Consider the following 19,880-nt stretch of genomic DNA (forward strand, 5'->3'; position numbering starts at 1 on the left):
TTTTTCTCTAAATCGTCAGGCGAATTTAAGAAAAAGCGTTGCCATTCACATGCATAATTGTAAATGTCCACACCACGAACGCCAGTGGGATATGCACTAAGGCATAGAAAAACTGATCGAGTCGTCCCATTCCTTTTGCTAACCAAATCAAATACAAGTGTAATCCAATCACCAGCGGGAACAGGGCTAACAGCGGATACAGAGCGACAGGGCTGGCATCGGAAAACAGGCTATGACTAAATAAAGCCCAAGCCACCATGACAGCGGTCGTTAGCGGTGGTGTTGCAATGCGATATTGCTCTGGATAGGGAAACATCCTACGACCTCTTGAGTCTCAATCGGTAAACTTACGTTTTAGGTTTTCGCGCAATCAACTGTGCTTTATAACTGCTGTGACTGGACTGCGGATCACTTAATCGACCTTCAAAGTAATGTAAAGGTTGCCAGTTAGCAAATGCTGATTTGAGTTCATTTTCAGTCAGCAAGAAATTGGGGTTACGCGGCCGCCCACTCTCAGCCTGCTGTGTGGTAAAAGTTTCATAGACGATAAGGCCTGTAGCCTTAACCGCATTGGCAATTTGCGACAATAATGGCCGATGCAGATAATTGAATACTAACACTATGTCGTACTCTTCAATCGGTAGCGATGGCGCAGCCTCGGCTTCTAAATCCCATTGATATTTGCGGGCGTTCACATACTCAATGTGCGACATGGCAGACAAATCCCTGTCGATAAACGTCACTTCTGCACCTTGCGCTAGAAACCACAAACCATTACGTCCAGAGCCGCAGGCAAGATCGAGTACTTTAAGTCCATCAAAGCGAGAAACAGGCCAAGTAAACTCAGTGATTAAGGCTGCGGGAGTCACGACTGGCGCATGGATTACAGACATTGGAATTAACCCTTAATTTCTTTTTTCGAGTCGATTTGCCGACGATGCACAATAGAATAATGCCTGAGCCCTGCTGGACCATGGGACACAATCACGGACAAAAAGAGGATCGCGATTAACAGCTCAGGCTTGAAATTAGCCAAAGGGACAAACAAACCAAGTAAGCCTACTTTTACTAAGGTTAACACACCCTTAAGCTGAATTAACCAACGCCAATCACGCACAATTTCCCACAACATTAATATGCAGCCCGTCGTCATAGCGAGATACCAATAATTCAGCCATTGCGTTTTATCTACGCTTAATAAAATGCCACCACCGACACCGACGATCCCTAAAATATGCAATGCCCTTAAACTGGTTTTACTCAAACGTTGAACCCAAAAACGTTTTTCTGATATGCCTTGTTTGCGCATTACATCCCCTTAACAATCAACTGCGTAACATCTGGTTAAACTAATAATGCAATTCTATACAATAAAGGCTGGATAAATAACATTATTTATAGAATACTCAAAAATAATTAAGTGACATACTCAAAGTGCTAAGTCACATTATAATATCTATTAAATACAAATAGATAAATCACATCACAAAACCAATAATTAATATCATTTTTATTTTTAAAAGTTAAAGCCAATCCATTCAACATGTTAACCCGCGCAAGTTATACCGTATTCGATCGGTGATTAGCCTCACCTTCATTAATATTTCCCGCTCTATTGCACATTTTAAATATGTTATTTACGCTGTAACAAAGGTTATGTGACTTGGGCACACATATACCTCTTTAGATAGTGATAAATTTGCAACTGGAGAATGCTCTAACAGTGCGTGAATGACGTAAAAAATAAATATCACGCCACGATGAATAACCCTTATTAAGTAGATGAATGTACGGCGGAGGAACTACCATGTTCACAAGAAAGATTCAAAAAACAGCACTAGCCATGCTGATCTCTGGCGCAATGGCAGGAACTGCCTATGCTGCACCAGAAGTGCTAGCCGATTTTCACGGTGAAATGGGTAGCTGCGACAGCTGCCACGTCTCAGACAAAGGTGGCGTCAGCGATGACAACCTTAGCCATGAAAATGCCCAATGCGTTAGCTGCCACGGCGATTTAAAAGAACTGGCCGCCGCCGCACCTAAAGACAAGGTCTCACCCCATAAATCTCACTTGATTGGCGAAATTGCTTGTACAAGCTGCCATAAAGGCCATGAGAAATCAGTCGCTTATTGCGATGCTTGCCACAGCTTCGGCTTCGATATGCCTTACGGCGGTAAATGGGAACGTAAGTTTGTTCCTGTTGATGCAGACAAAGCGGCACAGGATAAAGCCATTGCTGCTGGCGTAAAAGAAACCACTGATGTGGTTGTTATCGGTTCAGGTGGTGCAGGCCTTGCTGCTGCCGTCTCTGCCCGTGATGCTGGCGCGAAAGTGATTCTGCTCGAAAAAGAACCTGTCCCAGGTGGTAACACTAAGTTGGCCGCTGGCGGTATGAACGCTGCCGAAACTAAGGCGCAAACTAAGTTAGGTATTGAAGATAAGAAACAAATCATGATCGACGACACCATGAAAGGTGGCCGTAACATTAACGATCCTGAATTAGTGAAAGTGCTTGCAAATAACTCGTCTGACTCTATCGATTGGTTAACCTCTATGGGTGCCGATATGACTGACGTAGGCCGTATGGGTGGCGCAAGTGTTAACCGTAGTCACCGTCCAACCGGTGGCGCTGGCGTAGGTGCACACGTTGCGCAAGTGCTGTGGGACAACGCAATCAAACGTGGTACTGACATCCGCTTAAACAGCCGTGTTGTCCGTATTATTGAAGATGCGAAAGGCAATGTGACTGGCGTACTCGTTAAAGGCGAATACACTGGCTACTACATAATCAAAGCCGATGCAGTGGTTATTGCTGCCGGTGGTTTTGCGAAAAACAACGACCGCGTAGCTAAATACGATCCTAAGTTAAAAGGCTTTAAAGCCACTAACCACCCAGGTGCAACCGGTGATGGCTTAGACGTAGCACAACAAGCTGGCGCAGCAACTCGCGATTTAGAGTTCATTCAAGCTCACCCAACTTACTCACCAGCAGGTGGCGTGATGATCACCGAAGCGGTACGTGGTAACGGTGCTATCGTGGTTAACCGTGAAGGTAACCGCTTTATGAACGAAATCACTACCCGTGATAAAGCGTCTGCCGCGATTCTGCAACAAAAAGGCGAAAGTGCTTATCTAGTGTTCGATGACTCAATCCGTAAGAGCTTAAAAGCGATTGAAGGTTATGTGCATCTGAACATTGTTAAAGAAGGCAAAACCGTCGAAGAGTTAGCAAAACAAATCGATGTGCCCGCCGCTGAACTGGCTAAAACCATCACGGCATACAACGGTTTCGTGAAATCAGGTAAAGATGCGCAATTTGAACGTCCAAACCTACCACGCGAATTAGCCGTAGCACCTTTCTACGCATTAGAAATCGCACCTGCTGTTCACCACACTATGGGTGGCGTTGTGATTGATACTAAAGCCGAAGTGAAGAGCGAAAAAACCGGTAAACCAATCCAAGGCTTATATGCCGCAGGTGAAGTGACTGGCGGTGTTCACGGTGCTAACCGTCTAGGCGGCAACGCAGTATCTGACATTGTGACCTACGGCCGTATCGCCGGTGCTGAAGCGGCTAAATTCGCTAAAGATCACTAGTCACAAACTGTATAAGGGTTAACGGACTAACCCTTGGCTCTCAAAGCACGTCTTTAAATGCGAGAGTCCAGCTTGAACAACTCAAGCACAGGCAGTCAATCCATAAGCGAGCCATCAGGGCTCGCTTTTTTTATCAACAGTTTTAGCCAATTGATGACAAAGCTCACTCTTTTAATAGCCAATTTTCTAAGGCTAAGGACAAAAAGCCCTAACTCACTTACACTCTTTGGCTGATAACTACATCAAAATCCGTTAGGTGACTGAAATGAGAATTGGATTTTTTAGCGCAAAACATTACGACATGCAGCACTTTAACCGCACAAATGCTGCGTTTGGTGCACAAATTGAGTACTTCGATTATCGCCTCTGCATGCAAACAGTGAAGCTTGCCGAAGGTTTTGAAATTGTCTGTGCCTTCGTCAACGATTCACTCTGCGAAGAAGTCCTCGTTGAACTCGCCAATGGCGGTACGAAAATCATCGCCATGCGCTGCGCAGGCTTTAACAATGTCGACTTAGTCGCCGCTAAACGCTTAGGCATGCAAGTCGTTAACGTACCTGCTTATTCTCCTGAATCCGTGGCCGAACACACAGTCGCGCTGATGTTGACGCTGAACCGCAAAATCCACAAAGCTTACCAACGTACCCGCGATGCCAATTTCTCCCTCGAAGGTTTAGTCGGTTTTAACATGTTCGGCAAAACCGTCGGCGTGATTGGTACGGGTAAAATCGGCGTGGTCACCATTAAAGTCTTGCTCGGTTTTGGCTGTAAAGTCATCGCCTACGATCCCTTTATCAATCCAGCGGTTGTCGCGTTGAATGTGGAATATCAAAATCTCGATTTTATTTATGCCAACAGCGATATCATCAGTTTGCATTGCCCGCTCACGGCCGATAACCGCCATTTGCTCAACCAAGCCAGCTTCGCCAAGATGAAACCCGGTGTCATGGTGATCAACACCAGTCGCGGTGGCTTACTCAATGCCTTCGATGCGATGGAAGCCTTAAAACTCGGCCAAATCGGTTCACTCGGACTCGATGTGTACGAAAACGAAAAAGGTTTATTCTTCGAAGATAAATCGAATGAGATCATTCAAGACGATGTATTCCGTCGATTATCTGCCTGCCATAACGTGATTTTTACGGGTCATCAAGCCTTCCTCACTGAAGAAGCCTTAGGCGCCATCGCCCAAACAACCTTGAGCAATGTAAAAGCGCTATGTGCAGGGAAACTCTCAGGTAACGAATTGTTTTAACTGACAGATAAAATCCTGACTGCTACAGTGAGGCTTCAACGTTTGAAGCCTCACAGAGAGAACTAAATATGTTAGTCACTCAGGAAACTCAGGATATCTCCACGCCTTCAGGGCTAATGCGCACTTATATCTACCGCCCAGAAGCACAGGGGCAATTCCCAAGCATCATCTTTTATTCCGAAATTTTTCAGCAAACGGCACCTATTGCACGCGCTGCGACAATTCTTGCTGGCCACGGTTTTGTGGTATTTGTGCCGGAAGTATTCCATGAACTCAATCCTTTAGGCACAGTGCTCGCCTACGATGAACCGGGTAAAGACAAAGGCAACGCCGATAAGTTTGCTAAACCTTTAGAACACCACGACAGCGACACCCAAGCATTAGTCGACTTTGCCCATCAACAAGCTTACTGCAATGGCAAAGTGGGCAGTATGGGCGTGTGTATCGGCGGCCACTTGGCCTACCGCGCCGCACTCAACCCCGCTATTTTAGGTGCATTTTGCCTCTATCCAACCGACATACACTCCAACACCCTGCCCTGCGCCTACGGCAATGACTCTCTGAGCCGCAGCGGTGATATTCAAGGGGAATTAGTGTTAGTGTTCGGCAAGCAAGATCCCCATGTATCAGCTGAAGGTCGAGTGTTAATCCACCAGCAATTAATGGCGCTGAACCGTAATTTCACTTGGCTTGAAGTTAACGCCCAACACGCCTTTATGCGTGATGAAGGCGAACGCTACGATCCCGCACTCGCACTGCAAATGTACCTGCAAGCGGTAGCGTTTTTTCACAGGGTGCTGCGATAATTAGCTTTGAAACGGCTTACCACAAAAAGTCAGCAATCTTTAATTACATCGTTAAACCTTTATTGTATCGCTCAAATAGTGTGGCGGGTTGTCCAAAAAGACTTAACTCGCCGCACTATTTACGTTTAATAAACCACTAAAACACGCTCACTGAAACAAGCTATAACCTTAACAAACATTATGGCTTTAGTGATTCATCATCTTTTTATTTAATGAAACTAAGCACCTAGTAAAGGTAGATGTTTGATACTTTTGTATTTCAACGATAATTCAATACATTGAGAAATTGCGAATTCTGGCAAGGGATCATAGATATTCAACACTATGGCTCGATTCCCTTCAAACTGCAGCACATCGGAATGCAGCTCTCGAAATGTATCAACCAGCTTAGTTTTACAATTAAAGAATAGTCAGTATTGTTCGGGATATTTAGGCTTCCAATCAAATCTTACTGTACTGCCATTTTTAACTGAATAACTCGGCTCGCCCCATTTTAAGCTTTCTTCCACCGCACCTAAATCCTGCGCTGCGGCAATTGTAAAAATCAAGGTTCGGATCCGTAATAGCAAGGGTGTTATATGCTCAGGATAGCGTTCAAACTTGTTCTGTACTTGCGCTTGCATGCTCTTATCCTCCTATTTACACCATGCCGAATCAGCATATCTGTAAAACAAAAAAACACGCTGCGGGCCCACATGGTTGAACTTCCAAACCTTTAGTGAGCGGCGATTATATCAGCACTTTATTATAAACCGCGCATTAGGGGTGTGACACAGTGTCGCAGGTCGTTGAGTTTTTATTGAGATACCCACTTAATCCTATATAAAACATACCATTATTTAAACAGACCTTTCATAGGCTTATTATGACCCGCTCCGCAGTAATGACTTCAATGGCGATATCCCTAGCCAGCATGGCCACGTTTTCAGGGATAGCAGCCGAAACTGAAGCAATGTTGCCAGCATCTGCAATTAAACCTCAAGTATCGACTCCCACTACCATCGAAAGAATTGCCATTACAGGGAGTCGAATTCAAAGGGAAGAGATGGCAACCACTGCGCCTATGACCGTTTTTACCGCGCAAGATATCGAGAAAACCGGTGCCACCTCGGTTGAGGTATTGCTGCAAAGAATGTCAGCCTCTGCGGGGTTTGCGGGTAATCAAACGAATGCCTATTGGACTGAAGGTGGCTATGGTTCAACCCAAGTGAATCTGCGTGGATTAGGGGTGAATCGCACACTCGTACTGCTCAATGGTCGACGTATGCTGAACAGTGGCACTGGGGCAAACTCCTCCGTGGATCTTAATACTATTCCCATTAGCGTGGTTGAACGAATCGAGGTCTTAAAAGATGGTGCATCCGCCATTTATGGTGCCGACGCGGTTGCTGGCGTGGTCAATATCATCACTCGGCAGCAAATCGAAGGGGTTGAGTTTCAAGCACGAACGGGCATAACCGAGCAAAATGATGGTGGACAGTACAAGCTCGACCTTGCCCTCGGTCATGTCGGTGAGCGTGGCAGTGCATATGTGGCGATGGGTTACGATAAAACCCAAGCCGTCGATATGCTGAGTCGCGCACCTTGTCCGCTTGAAGAAGTTAATGGTGAGCTAGTGTGTGGCGGTAGCTCGGCGCTGCCGGGAGGCAGAGGCCATTTCATTGATACCAATGGTAATCCAATCGGCGATCCGTTAATGCTGTTGCCAACAGGAAGTGCCCCTTACACAAGCAGCCATAAAGACAATACTTATCAGTATTTTAATGCGGTCCAACCTAACGAGCGAGTCAATCTGTTTGCCTACGGTGAATATGACTTAACGGCAAGCAGCCAAGTGTTTGCTGAAGCTATGTACACTCGCCGTAGCTCACAATTACCCGCAACCCCGCAATCGGTGTCAGGAATAGTCATTCCTGCTTGGCATGAGTCAAATCCGACCGATGCAGACTTTCTGCTCCAGAGTCGCAGACTGGCTGAAGCGCCCCGACAATTTAATATTCAAGCGGATACTTGGCGCTTAGTGACAGGTTTTAGAGGGGATTTAGACAACGGTTGGCAATGGGATGCCGCAGTTAACTTCGGCAGTAACCGTGGTTCCTATGAAGTGACCAATGTCATTAATAAGGCTCGTCTTGCCGAGGCGACTGACTATAGCAGTTGTCATTTTGATCCCAATGTCCCTTGCGCAGACTTTTGGGGAGTTGGCTCACTCACACCTGAAATGCTGGACTATTTCCTGTTTAACATGCGTGATAGCGGCGGTAATGAGCAGTTTAGTCTCACGACAAATATCACAGGCGATCTATGGCAGTTACCCGCGGGCATGATGAGTTTTGCTGCAGGACTAGAGCACAGAAACGAGAAAGGATGGAATGATCCCGACCTACTTAAAATCAGTGGTGAAGCAAACACAGCCCAGCAAGATCCGATTGATGGTCGTTATACTGCCGACGAAATCTATCTTGAAACCTTGTTACCTATTTTAAGCGGCCTGCCCTTTGCCAAGTCGGTCGAATTAACTGCGGCGTTGCGATATTCCTATTTTGATACCTTTGGTGGTGATACCAATTATAAAATGGGGCTGCTGTGGGTCGTCAATGACGCAGTGACGCTGCGGGCCACCCAATCTATGGCATTCAGAGTACCGAATATTCCTGAGTTGTTTGGCGGCATAGATCAAGGCTCCATGAATACCACAGATCCTTGTAGCGAGTGGGTTAAGCTCGACCCTAGCTCGAATCGATACGCTAATTGTATGGCATCAAACGTGCCAACGAATTATAAGCAAGAAGGCACAATATTAACCGACCGTGGTGGCAATGCTGAACTTGAACCAGAAGAAGCCAATACCTTTACAGCGGGTATTGTTTGGGATCTGGGGTTTATTGAAGGGCTCAATATCACGCTCGATTACTACAAGATAGAGATTAATAACGCCATTAACTCAGTCAATGGTTCGAGCAAATTAGCCGCCTGTTACGACAGTAAAGGGATGACGCATCCTTTCTGTAGCGACGAGCACTTTGTGCGAGACGCAATGACAGGCAACATCACCTATTTACAAACACAACTGGGCAACGCCGCCAACGAAGTGGTTTCAGGTGTTGATATGGCGATGTTTTACCAGAAAGAGATGGGCAACGTTGTGACTAATACGACTTGGGAGCTGAGCTATTTAGATCAATACGATCTACAAACCTACGCCGGCGCCCCCGTTGAGTCTCGAGCAGGCACCATAGGTTATAATGGTAGCTATACCAAATGGCGCTCAAACCTCTATTTTGATGTCACTAATGACAATTGGCGCTTTAGCTACAACATTCAGTATATTGGCGCGGCGGATGATCAATATGCCAATGCCGGAGAGATAGGGGACTCAGTTGATGCACTCACTTACCATAACGCACAGGTTCATTATCAAATGGACAACAATATTGCGTTCACAGCAGGTATCGATAATCTGTTCGACAAGCAAGCGCCATATCATCAAAGCTTTACCGACGGTAATACCAACACTATGACGTACGACCTAATGGGACGTCGTTACTATGTCGGGATGAAATGGGCTCTGTAGTGCTTTGGGCTTAAGGGGGCAGCCCCCCTTAAGCAAGCTGGCTAAATTAATTAAATAAAAGTGAGTCATCAACTTGAAGCGGGTTAACACATTTAAACGAGTCTCATCGGCGCACTTTCTGCACAGATGGTTGATGCTATTGCTGGTACTGCCGATTGGGATCTGGTCAGTCACCGGCAGCTATTTCGTCTTAATGGATCTTGGGTTTATCCGTGGCGATCATATTAAAGTGCAAGACTCACGGCATATCGATCTCAGCCAGCTTCATTACCCAATGGCAGCGGTTTATGCGCGTTTCCCCAAGGCTCAAGCAATCACGTTAACCTCAGTCACTGATACCCTCTATTACCGGATTAAACTGAACGATAAGTCCATTCTCGTGAACGCAGATTCGGGTGAGTTATTGCCTTCAATAACGGAGAAACAAGCCCGAATGATAGCTTCAAACTATCAGCATCATGGCTCTTTACCCATAGAGGCTAAGCTTGTTAGTGCAACCCTGCTCACCGATATCGCCCCTGCAGAATTAGCGCCGCGATACTTACCAGTTTGGAGAATGGATTTTAACGATAGCGCTGCTACAAGCCTTTACCTATCAGCGACAACGGGAGAGTTAGTCACGCGCAGACATGACTATTGGCGTTTGTTCGATCTCTTTTGGAAATGGCACATTATGGATTACTACGAAGGTCAAGCCATCGACAATCTTCTGCTGCTGAGTACGGCTCTAATCTCTATTGTGGCTGTGTTAGCTGGCTTCATTTTATTTTGGCAGCGCAGAAGGAGGTATCTGAGATGATGCCGAAACTTAAATCTAAACCTAAGCCTCAAAGTAAACGCTTCAAACGCTGGGTCAAAATCGCTCACTATTGGCTCGGTGCCATAGTTAGCATTCAACTGCTACTTTGGCTTGTTACTGGGGTCTATTTCAATTTGACGCCCCATGATGAACTCAAGGGAATGGAGTACCAACAGAGTCATCATCCTGAGCCGCAAAGGCAAGCGTTTGATCCTCAAAAGCTTGTGGATATCGCACCCTTACTGGCGAAGCACACTCAAGTAGAAAGCCTGACATTAGTGGCGCTCGCAGGTAAACCCGTATATGTACTCGATGCAAAGGTGCAGCGCTATGCACACCAGTGCCAACAGCAAACCTTGATTGATGCTTATACAGGCAATGCCTTACTTATTGATAAACAAAGCGCGCAACAACTGGCGCTTGAAAGTTACACTGGCCCAGGCAAGATTACCCAAGTTAAGCAAATCTCAGCCCCCATTAGCGAATGGCCAACCCAGTGCAATTCACTGTGGCAAATAGGTATGGATGATGAGCTGTCGACGCGGATTTACATCAATGCAGTTAATGGTGAATTAGTTGGCCATAAAAATGACCACACAGACATCGCCGACTTGATGTTTAAATTGCACTTTATGGATTACCTCAATCAAGGCAGCTTCAACAACCCCTTTAGCTGGCTGTTTGGCATACTAACCTTGTTGTTATCCCTATCTGGCCTGTATTGGGTTGTTGAGAATCTTGTACTCAAGCGCTATCGATTAAGCCTGAGTTGAGTCTTAGTCAGGTGTTAGTTAAGTGCTATTTAAGCGTTAGTTAAGTGGCTAGAACGGCAAAAGCGATTTCATCTCATCGTCCACCACGACTGGTTAGTCAGCCGCTCTTTGTTCATCAATAGTACGTAAGCAAACACACCTAATGAGACGATAATAGGACTGAGAGCGCCCGCGAGCACTCAGCGCAGCTCGATAATCAATACACAGCTGCGTCGTTATATTCACTACTCAGGATCAAACTTCTTCTTGCCTTCGAGTAACGCCTGACGTTCGGCCAAGGGAGTCTGATCGGCTAGCTTTAACACTGCCTTTTGCAGCATCAAGTTATTGGGATAAGTAATGGTATCGCCATTATCGCGATGGATCAGCACATGGAATAACGCGATTTCGATGATCACGCCGCTAATATCTTCATCCTTATCAACCACTCGAATACGCTCACCGATACGATAGGGAAACACGAAAAAGATCAGCACGCCTGCGGTTAAGTTACTCAATATCGACCACTGAGCAACTAATGCCACGCCCATCACAGCGAAGGCAGATGACACAAATAGCGACACATCCTGATAGCCCAGCCCAAGCGATACCGCCATCAGTGACAAGGTAATAAAAAACATCACATAGGAAATAAAACGGGTCACTAAACTGGTCCGCGCCACACTCACTTGCTTCATTTGCGCCAGTTTTCTCACCCAATGGGTTAAGGCGCGCTGTAAAAAGAGAAACACTGCAAGATAAATACAGGCAAGCAGGATTTGATTTGTCATAATAGCGGCTCAATTAACTAAAACTGTCTGAATTCTAACTTTTTTGCGCGAGCAGTTATAGCCTGTGCAAGCGAGCCAAACAGCTAAACCGAGTAATAAACCCAATATGGCCGATTCTACCCTCTTACATGAAACCCAAGACGCACTAGGCCCTATCCGCGTAATCGATTACGACGACTCACGGATCCTGTCCTTTGGGGATAACGACGAGCAGAGTAAAATCCTCAAGGCTGCGCCCCATATTCCCCAGCACACTTATGTGCAAGCCATGTTGTTGGTTTTGCTGTTTTGTAAGCCAAAGAGCGCCATCGTTTTAGGTTTAGGCGGCGGCTCGATTATCCATTCTCTGCGCAATTTCGACGCGGCAATAAAGTTGACGGCGGTGGAATTACGCCCCGCGGTGATTGAATTAGCTAAGCGCTATTTTCAACTGCCGATAGGTAAAAAGCTCAATCTTATCAATGATGATGCCATCGCCTTTTTGGCCGCAGGCGATCATAAAAAAGTCGATGTGATTTTTGCCGATATCTACACAGCCAAAGGCGTTGAAACGGGACAGCTTTCGCCAGTATTCCTTGAGCAATGCACTAACCTCATTAAACCCAACGGTTATTTAGTGCTGAACTGCTGGAAAGAACATAGCCAAAATCGCGAATTATTAGCCGACTTACAACAACACTTTGCCCATGTGAATGCTTGCCTCACTGGCGGCGGTAATTGGGTGATATTTGCGAGCCAATCGCCACAGCTTTTAGGCACCTCGGCCCTGAAAAGTCAGGCTCAATCTTTGTCGCAACAATTGGGGTTTGCCCTTGAGCGATCACTGACACGTTTTGGGCCTTGGATTTAATATTAATATCAGCAAAATAGCTTAAATTAGTTAACCCTAAGGCTGAGCTTTGATATTCTTCTCACACTCCTATGATATGAGCTGTCACCATGAAAAATAAGCACAAATTTATGTTAAGCGTTATGGCTCTGGCGTGCCTTAACTCTCTCAATGCTAACGCCGAGATTTTTAGTTTTGACACTCGTAGCTCACTGAATTCAGATACATTAGTGCTATTCCAAAGCGCTGATGCTACTACCTATGGGATCGATTTTTTACCTCAGTCGACCCAAGACCAATTAAACCTAGCGACGGCTGATAACAGCTTTTCCGGTAAGCAAGGTGAAATTCTTGAGATTTTAGTGCCGAGCGAAATCGATGCTAAGCGAGTCTTACTGGTCGGTATTGGCGATGCAAAAACCTTAACGCCTGGTGATATCAATACTATCGGCGGTAATGTTGCGGCCAAACTCGATACGGTTCCCCAAGCCACAGTGCGCGTGCTCACCCAAGGCTTAACGGCCGCGCCGTTATTTGCCTCAGAGCTGGCCCACGGTATTGAACTGCGCAGCTATCGTTACACTCAGTTCAAGGCGAGTACCCATGCCGAGAAGAACTACCAAATCGCCGTCGATGATTTAAGTGGCAACCAGAAACACCATAAAAATCTGCAAGCGGTTGAAGCGGGTGTGTTTTTAGCCCGCGATCTTACTAACGCGCCCGCGGGCATTATGTATCCCGACAGCTTTGCCAATGAGGCGAGAAAACTCAAATCCCTCGGCGTTAAAGTCACAGTATTAGAAGCCAAAGATATCGAACGCCTACAACTGGGCGCCTTGGCGGCAGTAGGTAAAGGCAGCGAACGCCCACCTAAGTTAGTGGTCGCCCATTGGCCGGGCAGCAAAGATGTGCCAATCGCACTGGTCGGTAAAGGTATCACCTTCGACTCTGGCGGTTACAACATTAAGGCGACGGGCACTTCTATCGCACGGATGAAGTCAGACATGGCGGGCGCAGCCACTGTGCTTGGCACCATCAAAGCCATGGCACTCCAAAAGGCGCCAGTCAACGTAGTCGCGATTATGCCGATGGCGGAGAACATGATCTCTGGCCACGCGATGATCCCAGGGGACGTGATTAAAACTGCCCAAGGGCTCACCGTTGAAGTGCTCAATACCGATGCCGAAGGTCGCTTAGTACTGGCCGATGGTCTCTGGTATGCCAGAGAAAACTATAAGCCTTCCATCATAGTGGATGTCGCGACCTTAACGGGTTCTAAAGTCGGCGCACTCGGCAGCGTATATGCGGGATTGTTTACCGACTCTGAGACCTTGGTTCAGCAGTTAACCTATGCGGGACAACAGGTTGGCGAGAAAGTGTGGCGTCTACCCTTAGATCAAGCCTACGATGATGAGCTTAAATCCACTATCGCAGATCTGAAAAACACAGGTAAAGAAGGTAGCGCGGGCGCTTCCTCTGCGGCCATGTTCTTAAAACGCTTTGCGGGCGAACAGCCTTGGGCACATCTCGATATCGCAGGTAATGCCTTAACCGCCACCGATACCGCCGTTGTGCCTGCGGGCGCCACAGGTTACGGCGTGCGCTTGCTCAGCACTTGGTTAACTCAGCCTAAAGCTAAGTAACCTGAGCTCGGGATAAGCAGAGCCGCTGAATAGGCATCTTTTCGGGCCTCTCTGCGTTGCTCTGTCTAACCATAGCTCGCTATGGCGTACGACAGAGCGCCTTGATATGCGCAAAAATCTGCGCATTCAGTCAGGAAATAGATTTTTCTTTTCAAACTAATCATTTATAGCATTGATTTAGTTTTGTTAAATTTAGATTTTTCGACACTCGTTATCCCGAGTTCAGGTTAAGTAATCACAGCTCACTTGCCGAACACCTTGGCATTCGCAACGCGGCCTTGTTTTAATTGAATTTATATTTAAGGGATATCATTGATGTCCCTTTTTTATGCCTGAAATTTAGCTCAACCTATCCACTGAAAAGTCATCGCATACAATCCAGATCCAACCCCAATCACACCAAGTCCGCAGCAGCTGTGGAAAAACCGATTGAGTCCGACCGAATCGCATTAGCATTCGATTAAACCGATTAGGATAATAGTTTTTATCCGTTATCTTAATTTTATGCGAGTCGGTAATATGCTTCACATCGACAGGACGCAAGCAAATGTCCTCGTTATGAACTTAAGCAATCATCAACTAAATGGAAGCATAAAATGACTCAATCAATTATCAACAGCACAATCAAACCATTCAAAGCCACTGCGTATCACAATGGTGAGTTCGTTCCAGTAACGGAACAAGACCTGTTAGGTAAATGGTCAGTTGTATTCTTCTACCCTGCAGATTTTACCTTTGTTTGCCCAACTGAATTAGGCGACATGGCTGATTACTACGAGCAGCTGAAAGGCATGGGCGTTGAAGTTTACTCAGTATCAACTGACACCCACTTCACTCACAAAGCGTGGCATGACACGTCAGACACCATCAAGAAGATCAACTTCCCAATGCTGGCTGACCCTACAGGCACCATCAGCCGTAACTTCGGCGTGATGATTGAAGAAGACGGTTTAGCACTGCGTGGTACTTTCGTGATTAACCCAGAAGGCCAAATCAAGGTCAGCGAAGTTCACGATTTAGGCATCGGCCGTAGCGCTCAAGAGCTAGTTCGTAAAATTCAAGCAGCTCAATATGTTGCGACTCACGATGGCGAAGTTTGCCCTGCTAAATGGCAACCAGGTGACGACACATTAGCACCGTCTCTAGACCTAGTTGGCAAAATCTAATTTAGCCCAAAGCGTCAACCCCGCCAGTCTAGCGTCCCAAGCTGATTGGCGTTACAGCCAACACAGTTGTAGCGCCACGCAGCAAAGGATTAAGCCCGCCCCTGCAAGGGCCTAGACTGGCCCCCTTATTTCTCCCTTTTACGCGATTTTGGAGTCATCACATGTTAGATGCGAATTTAAAAAATCAACTGCAAACCTATCTGCAAAACCTCAAGAGACCAGTTGAACTTGTCGTGTCTGCAGATGAGAGCAAAAAGTCTCAAGAATTAAAAAGCTTAGCGCAAGACATTGTCAGCCTATCTTCTCTGGTGAGCCTGAAAGAAACTCAGGGCGAACGCACCCCGTCGATGACAGTGATTAACCCAGAGCTTAATACGCAAATCAGCTTTGCGGGCCTGCCTATGGGTCACGAATTTACCTCACTTGTGTTGGCTTTACTGCACACGGGTGGACACCCAATCAAACTCAGCGATGACATTATCGAGCAGATCCGCAATCTGCCGGGCAAATATGCCTTTGAAACCTATGTCTCACTGACCTGCCAAAACTGCCCAGACGTAGTACAGGCACTGAACATGATGGCGGCGATTAACCCGAATATCACCAACGTGATGATCGACGGCGCCCTGTTCCAAGAAGAAGTAACCAGCAAAAACATTATGGCCGTGCCTTCTGTCTACTTAAATGGCGAAGTGTTTGCTGCTGGCCGTATCAGCATTGGCGAGATTTTAAATAAGTTGGATACCAATGCCGCAAGCCGCAAGGCCGATGAAATTAATGAAAAAGCCCCATTCGAAGTTTTAGTGGTGGGTGGCGGCCCTGCCGGAGCAGCGGCCGCTATTTATGCAGCACGTAAAGGCCTTCGCACTGGTATTGTTGCCGACAAGTTTGGCGGACAAGTCGCTGAAACCGTTGGTATCGAGAACTTTATTTCGGTCAAAGCGACCGAAGGTCCAAAGCTAGTGGCAAACCTTGAAGCCCATGTACGAGACTACGAAGTCGATATCATGGACAACCAAAAAGCCGTGTCATTGACGACTGACGGTTTGTTCGAACTTGAACTAGCCAGCGGCGCTAAATTACGCAGCCGTACCGTATTGTTAGCCACAGGGGCGCGCTGGCGGGAAATGAACGTCCCCGGCGAAAAAGAATACCGCGGCAAAGGTGTCGCTTACTGCCCGCATTGCGATGGCCCGTTATTTAAAGGCAAACGTGTGGCGGTAATTGGCGGCGGTAACTCAGGTATCGAAGCAGCTATCGATCTCGCCAACATAGTAGAACATGTCACTGTGCTGGAGTTTGATAAAACCCTGCGCGCCGACGATGTGCTGCAACGTAAAGCAGCGTCTATGGGTAACATCAAGATTATTACCCAAGCCATGACCACAGAAGTGACTGGCGATGGTACTCGGGTTAATGGCCTGAACTACACAGACAGAGCAACAGGCGAGAGTCACCATGTCGCACTTGCAGGTATCTTCGTACAGATTGGGCTAGTACCGAATACCGAGTGGCTAAAAGGTGTGGTTGAACTGACGCCACGTGGGGAAATCGTTGTCGATGCCCGCGGTCAAACATCCATCCCTGGAGTATTTGCGGCAGGCGATGTGACTGACACGCCGTTCAAGCAAATTATCATTGCCATGGGCAGCGGCGCGAGTGCATCACTGGGCGCATTTGATTACCTCATTCGTCACAGCGATGAAGAAATCGCCGAGACGAAAACCACAGATACGAAAGCGGCCTAATCGTTAAAAATTAACCGCATAAGCTAAGAAGCCAGCGCAAGCTGGCTTCTTGTTTTTAATAGGATTTATTCGAGTCTTGTGAGTTTATCGAACGCTTTAAACTATGGTACAAACAGGCAAATCCCATGGTTGAAAGCAACAAGATTAAGCAAAGCAGCCTCACCCAAGGCACTTGCCCATCAAGTAACCAATTAAGAAAGGCAGACGAAACAGAAAAACTGGCAAGATAGGCATATTGTAATTGTGTCATGCTAGGTACCGCTATCGACTTTTTTCGTTAATAAAATACGCCACCAGCGCATTGGCATGCCCATGACCGAGTTGATGATCACTCTTAAGCCAAGCCACCATTTCCATATGTTTTTTACCTTCGAGACCTTGCAATAACGTTAGCCAGTGGGCGATCGGCTGACCATAGGTTTTCTCGATAGAAGGGAAATAAGATGCGGGGCCTTTCACCTTTACGCTATCGGCTACTGTCGTTGGCTGAGTTTTTCCTGTCATAACAGATGTCCTTATCTTGATATTTATAGAATTTACGTCAATAAAATCTAGCCTAAAGGTAGGGATTCTCAAGCCGAATTTGCATTAAGGTTTCAGGCGTATCGACAGCGTTAAAACCAAACTGGGTGTAGAGTCCATGGGCATCGCGGGTGGCGAGCATTATCCGCCTTAATCCCTGTAAATCAGGATGTTCCATAATTGATGTCATCATCAACTTGCTTAAGCCTAAGCCACGGTGCGACTCAAGAACAAACACATCGGCAAGATAGGCAAAGGTGGCTTTATCTGTGATTAAGCGGCCAAAAGCCACTTGTTTAGCTTCACTATCAAGCACAGCAAAACACAGGCTATTGGCTAACGCTTTACGCAACAATGCCTTTGGCATGCCCTGCGCCCAATAACTGTTACTGATAAAGTCATGAATAACCTCAAAATCCATTTCCGATTGCTCTGTGCTGACTCTGTATTCCATTTTTCGTCCCAATATTGTTATAAGCACGACTTATTAATTTAACTTAGGCTTTGTTCGCACTCATAAATAGCATAAAAGCCATCGCCAATAACACCAATTTAGCTAGCGAATACAAAGCCCCGCGAAAGTAACGGTTGCAACTGAACTCCTTGTCAATACAGGTTTACATGGCTTCGATTTGCTCAACCATCAATTGCAACGAGAAATTACCGCGATACTCATTCACATCGAGCTTATAGACGATACGGGCATGGTTAATCGTCGCATCGGGCCAAGTGTGCAAATCCACATTAAAAGCAATCGCATCGAGCATCACAGTGCCGCACTGGGTTTCGAGTACAAGCTTAAGATGGCGCTCGCCGACGAGGCGTTGCTGCACTATCGTAAAATAGCCATCAAACAATGGCTCTTCGAAGGCTTGTCCCCAAGGTCCGGCATTGCGCAGTAACTGGGCCATCTCAAGATTCAGTTCCGTGGGAGTGAGTTCACCATCGGACCAAAGTTCGCCAGTTAATAGTTCAGGTTTGAGCAGTTCGCGCACCGCATCATCATAGGCTTTGGCAAACGTAGCAAAACTGCCCGCCTTGAGTGATAAGCCCGCCGCCATCGCATGACCGCCAAACTTGATAATCAGTCCTGGGTGGCGCGTGTTGACCAGCTCGAGCAAGTCGCGCATGTGCAAGCCTTTGATTGAACGCGCCGAGCCTTTAATTTGACCATTGCCGGCATCGGCAAAGGCGATCACGGGTCTGTGGTATTTGTCTTTAATGCGCGAGGCCAAAATACCAATGACGCCTTGGTGCCAATCCTCTTGAAATAGCGCGATACCCCAAGGTAACTCGTCTTCGTTGAGCTTTAAGTGCTCAAGGCTTTTTAAGGCTTCCTGCTGCATGCCGACTTCCAGCTCACGACGCTCTTGGTTTAACCCATCGAGCTCGGCCGCCATACGCCGCGCGTACATCATGTCTTCACAGAGTAAGGTTTCGACCCCAAGCGCCATTTCATCCAGCCGGCCTGCGGCATTAAGCCTTGGGCCCACAGCAAAACCAAAGTCGGAAGCAACAATACGCGCGGGGTTGCGTTTCGCGACTTCAAGCAGTGCGGTAATCCCCACACGGCAGCGGCCCGCTCGCACGCGCTGCAAACCCGCTTCGACTAAAATGCGGTTATTGGCATCCAGCGATACCACATCGGCAACGGTACCGAGGGCAACAATGTCGAGCAGCGTCCCGAGATTGGGCTCAGCAATACCGCGCGTTTGATACCAGTTTCGCGTTCGCAGTTCAGCCCTTAATGCTGTCATCAAATAAAAGGCGACACCGACACCGGCAATCGATTTACTCGCGAATGGGCAATCGGGTTGATTCGGATTCACTATCGCATCGGCAGCAGGCAACTCGTGTCCGGGTAAATGATGGTCAGTAATTACCACTTGCATACCAAAGGCTTTGGCCGCAGCAACGCCATCAATCGATGAAATACCGTTATCGACAGTGATCAGCATTTCAGCCTGTTTAGAGGCCGCAACCGCAACAATTTCAGGGCTTAAGCCGTAGCCGTAATCGAAGCGATTGGGGATCAAATAATCCACTTTCACCGCGCCCATCATCCGTAGCGCCAGCATACATACGCTGGTTGAGGTCGCGCCATCGGCATCAAAATCACCGACGATCAAAATCGACTTATTCGCCTGCATGGCATCGGCAATAAGCGCCGCAGCTTCGGGTAAGCCTTTCATGGTTTCAGGTCTTAATAGACCCTTAAGGACAAGTTCGCATTCGTGGCTGAGCGCACCGCGGCGAGCGTAAAGCTGCTTCAATAGCGGCGAAAGATGAGCAGGTAAATGGCTATCATCAACGGTTGGGCGACGGACTATCTTATGGATCAAGGGACTCAAACTCTCATGAAATCGTGGCGATAAGATAACAAAAAGGTGAGCCTTA

Annotated in this window: 17 protein-coding genes and 1 pseudogene; 10 read left to right on the top strand and 8 right to left on the bottom strand. The window is 47.0% G+C overall.

Features of this window, described 5'->3' with window-relative positions:
- Positions 1-25 precede the first annotated feature (25 nt).
- From FW758_RS17160 to FW758_RS17170, 3 genes are read right to left on the bottom strand one after another with little or no spacing between them, the layout of a single operon-like run.
- Entirely contained in the window at positions 26-316 is a 291-nt protein-coding gene (locus FW758_RS17160) for a hypothetical protein (protein WP_006083993.1), read from the bottom strand.
- Between the two features lie 31 nt (positions 317-347).
- Positions 348-893: a class I SAM-dependent methyltransferase gene (locus FW758_RS17165; protein ID WP_446446024.1), complete on the bottom strand. Its 546-nt coding sequence runs from the start codon at positions 891-893 to the stop codon at positions 348-350.
- A gap of 5 nt (positions 894-898) precedes the next feature.
- Complete coding sequence (locus FW758_RS17170) at positions 899-1,309, bottom strand: hypothetical protein (RefSeq protein WP_106651484.1); 411 nt, start codon at positions 1,307-1,309, stop codon at positions 899-901.
- Between the two features lie 498 nt (positions 1,310-1,807).
- On the opposite strand from FW758_RS17170, the gene fccA reads away from it, so the two are divergent.
- The 3 genes from fccA (at position 1,808) to FW758_RS17185 (ending at position 5,659) form a co-directional block, all read left to right on the top strand.
- On the top strand, positions 1,808-3,598 hold the full coding sequence (gene fccA, locus FW758_RS17175) for a fumarate reductase flavoprotein subunit FccA (protein ID WP_446446025.1): 1,791 nt from the start codon (positions 1,808-1,810) through the stop codon (positions 3,596-3,598).
- Positions 3,599-3,863: 265 nt separating this feature from the next.
- Entirely contained in the window at positions 3,864-4,853 is a 990-nt protein-coding gene (locus tag FW758_RS17180) for a 2-hydroxyacid dehydrogenase (RefSeq protein WP_446446026.1), read from the top strand.
- 68 nt (positions 4,854-4,921) lie between these two features.
- Positions 4,922-5,659: a dienelactone hydrolase family protein gene (locus FW758_RS17185; protein WP_311991271.1), complete on the top strand. Its 738-nt coding sequence runs from the start codon at positions 4,922-4,924 to the stop codon at positions 5,657-5,659.
- Positions 5,660-5,877: 218 nt separating this feature from the next.
- On the opposite strand, the pseudogene FW758_RS17190 reads toward FW758_RS17185, so the two are convergent.
- Positions 5,878-6,282, bottom strand: a pseudogene (locus FW758_RS17190) (DUF1801 domain-containing protein).
- A 242-nt stretch (positions 6,283-6,524) separates the two neighbouring features.
- Here FW758_RS17190 and FW758_RS17195 point away from each other — a divergent pair.
- The 3 genes from FW758_RS17195 to FW758_RS17205 all read left to right on the top strand — a co-directional run bounded on the left by FW758_RS17195 (position 6,525) and on the right by FW758_RS17205 (position 10,805).
- On the top strand, positions 6,525-9,233 hold the full coding sequence (locus tag FW758_RS17195) for a TonB-dependent receptor (protein WP_446446027.1): 2,709 nt from the start codon (positions 6,525-6,527) through the stop codon (positions 9,231-9,233).
- 133 nt (positions 9,234-9,366) lie between these two features.
- A complete protein-coding gene (locus tag FW758_RS17200; RefSeq protein WP_446446028.1) occupies positions 9,367-10,032 on the top strand; it encodes a peptidase in 666 nt (221 codons plus the stop codon).
- Complete coding sequence (locus FW758_RS17205) at positions 10,029-10,805, top strand: PepSY domain-containing protein (RefSeq protein WP_446446029.1); 777 nt, start codon at positions 10,029-10,031, stop codon at positions 10,803-10,805. The genes FW758_RS17200 and FW758_RS17205 overlap by 4 nt, the downstream gene beginning before the upstream one ends.
- Positions 10,806-11,029: 224 nt before the next feature.
- Here the strand turns inward: FW758_RS17205 and FW758_RS17210 are convergent, their stop codons facing one another.
- A complete protein-coding gene (locus FW758_RS17210; RefSeq protein WP_006080363.1) occupies positions 11,030-11,575 on the bottom strand; it encodes a mechanosensitive ion channel family protein in 546 nt (181 codons plus the stop codon).
- A 106-nt stretch (positions 11,576-11,681) separates the two neighbouring features.
- Between FW758_RS17210 and FW758_RS17215 the strand changes: the two genes are divergently transcribed.
- From FW758_RS17215 to ahpF, 4 genes are all read left to right on the top strand, one after another.
- Complete coding sequence (locus tag FW758_RS17215) at positions 11,682-12,425, top strand: spermidine synthase (protein ID WP_037390879.1); 744 nt, start codon at positions 11,682-11,684, stop codon at positions 12,423-12,425.
- Between the two features lie 89 nt (positions 12,426-12,514).
- Positions 12,515-14,047 (top strand): leucyl aminopeptidase, encoded by a 1,533-nt coding sequence (locus tag FW758_RS17220; RefSeq protein WP_446446030.1) that lies wholly within the window; start codon positions 12,515-12,517, stop codon positions 14,045-14,047.
- Positions 14,048-14,643: 596 nt separating this feature from the next.
- A complete protein-coding gene (gene ahpC, locus FW758_RS17225; protein WP_006080359.1) occupies positions 14,644-15,213 on the top strand; it encodes an alkyl hydroperoxide reductase subunit C in 570 nt (189 codons plus the stop codon).
- A 161-nt stretch (positions 15,214-15,374) separates the two neighbouring features.
- Entirely contained in the window at positions 15,375-16,961 is a 1,587-nt protein-coding gene (ahpF, locus tag FW758_RS17230) for an alkyl hydroperoxide reductase subunit F (protein WP_446446031.1), read from the top strand.
- Positions 16,962-17,222: 261 nt separating this feature from the next.
- Here the strand turns inward: ahpF and FW758_RS17235 are convergent, their stop codons facing one another.
- The 3 genes from FW758_RS17235 to recJ form a co-directional block, all read right to left on the bottom strand.
- Positions 17,223-17,465 (bottom strand): DUF4287 domain-containing protein, encoded by a 243-nt coding sequence (locus FW758_RS17235; RefSeq protein ID WP_446446032.1) that lies wholly within the window; start codon positions 17,463-17,465, stop codon positions 17,223-17,225.
- Between the two features lie 52 nt (positions 17,466-17,517).
- Complete coding sequence (locus FW758_RS17240) at positions 17,518-17,937, bottom strand: GNAT family N-acetyltransferase (protein ID WP_446446033.1); 420 nt, start codon at positions 17,935-17,937, stop codon at positions 17,518-17,520.
- Between the two features lie 163 nt (positions 17,938-18,100).
- Positions 18,101-19,825, bottom strand: a complete 1,725-nt coding sequence (gene recJ / locus FW758_RS17245; RefSeq protein WP_259483092.1) for a single-stranded-DNA-specific exonuclease RecJ — start codon at positions 19,823-19,825, stop codon at positions 18,101-18,103.
- Positions 19,826-19,880 lie beyond the last annotated feature (55 nt).

Source organism: Shewanella sp. 1180_01 (genome assembly GCF_052850535.1).

Coding starts and splice junctions, on each gene's coding strand:
- FW758_RS17160 (WP_006083993.1), bottom strand. CDS start 316: ATGTTTCCCTATCCAGAGCAATATCGCATTGCAACACCACCGCTAACG.
- FW758_RS17165 (WP_446446024.1), bottom strand. CDS start 893: ATGTCTGTAATCCATGCGCCAGTCGTGACTCCCGCAGCCTTAATCACT.
- FW758_RS17170 (WP_106651484.1), bottom strand. CDS start 1,309: ATGCGCAAACAAGGCATATCAGAAAAACGTTTTTGGGTTCAACGTTTG.
- fccA (WP_446446025.1), top strand. CDS start 1,808: ATGTTCACAAGAAAGATTCAAAAAACAGCACTAGCCATGCTGATCTCT.
- FW758_RS17180 (WP_446446026.1), top strand. CDS start 3,864: ATGAGAATTGGATTTTTTAGCGCAAAACATTACGACATGCAGCACTTT.
- FW758_RS17185 (WP_311991271.1), top strand. CDS start 4,922: ATGTTAGTCACTCAGGAAACTCAGGATATCTCCACGCCTTCAGGGCTA.
- FW758_RS17195 (WP_446446027.1), top strand. CDS start 6,525: ATGACCCGCTCCGCAGTAATGACTTCAATGGCGATATCCCTAGCCAGC.
- FW758_RS17200 (WP_446446028.1), top strand. CDS start 9,367: ATGCTATTGCTGGTACTGCCGATTGGGATCTGGTCAGTCACCGGCAGC.
- FW758_RS17205 (WP_446446029.1), top strand. CDS start 10,029: ATGATGCCGAAACTTAAATCTAAACCTAAGCCTCAAAGTAAACGCTTC.
- FW758_RS17210 (WP_006080363.1), bottom strand. CDS start 11,575: ATGACAAATCAAATCCTGCTTGCCTGTATTTATCTTGCAGTGTTTCTC.
- FW758_RS17215 (WP_037390879.1), top strand. CDS start 11,682: ATGGCCGATTCTACCCTCTTACATGAAACCCAAGACGCACTAGGCCCT.
- FW758_RS17220 (WP_446446030.1), top strand. CDS start 12,515: ATGAAAAATAAGCACAAATTTATGTTAAGCGTTATGGCTCTGGCGTGC.
- ahpC (WP_006080359.1), top strand. CDS start 14,644: ATGACTCAATCAATTATCAACAGCACAATCAAACCATTCAAAGCCACT.
- ahpF (WP_446446031.1), top strand. CDS start 15,375: ATGTTAGATGCGAATTTAAAAAATCAACTGCAAACCTATCTGCAAAAC.
- FW758_RS17235 (WP_446446032.1), bottom strand. CDS start 17,465: ATGACAGGAAAAACTCAGCCAACGACAGTAGCCGATAGCGTAAAGGTG.
- FW758_RS17240 (WP_446446033.1), bottom strand. CDS start 17,937: ATGGAATACAGAGTCAGCACAGAGCAATCGGAAATGGATTTTGAGGTT.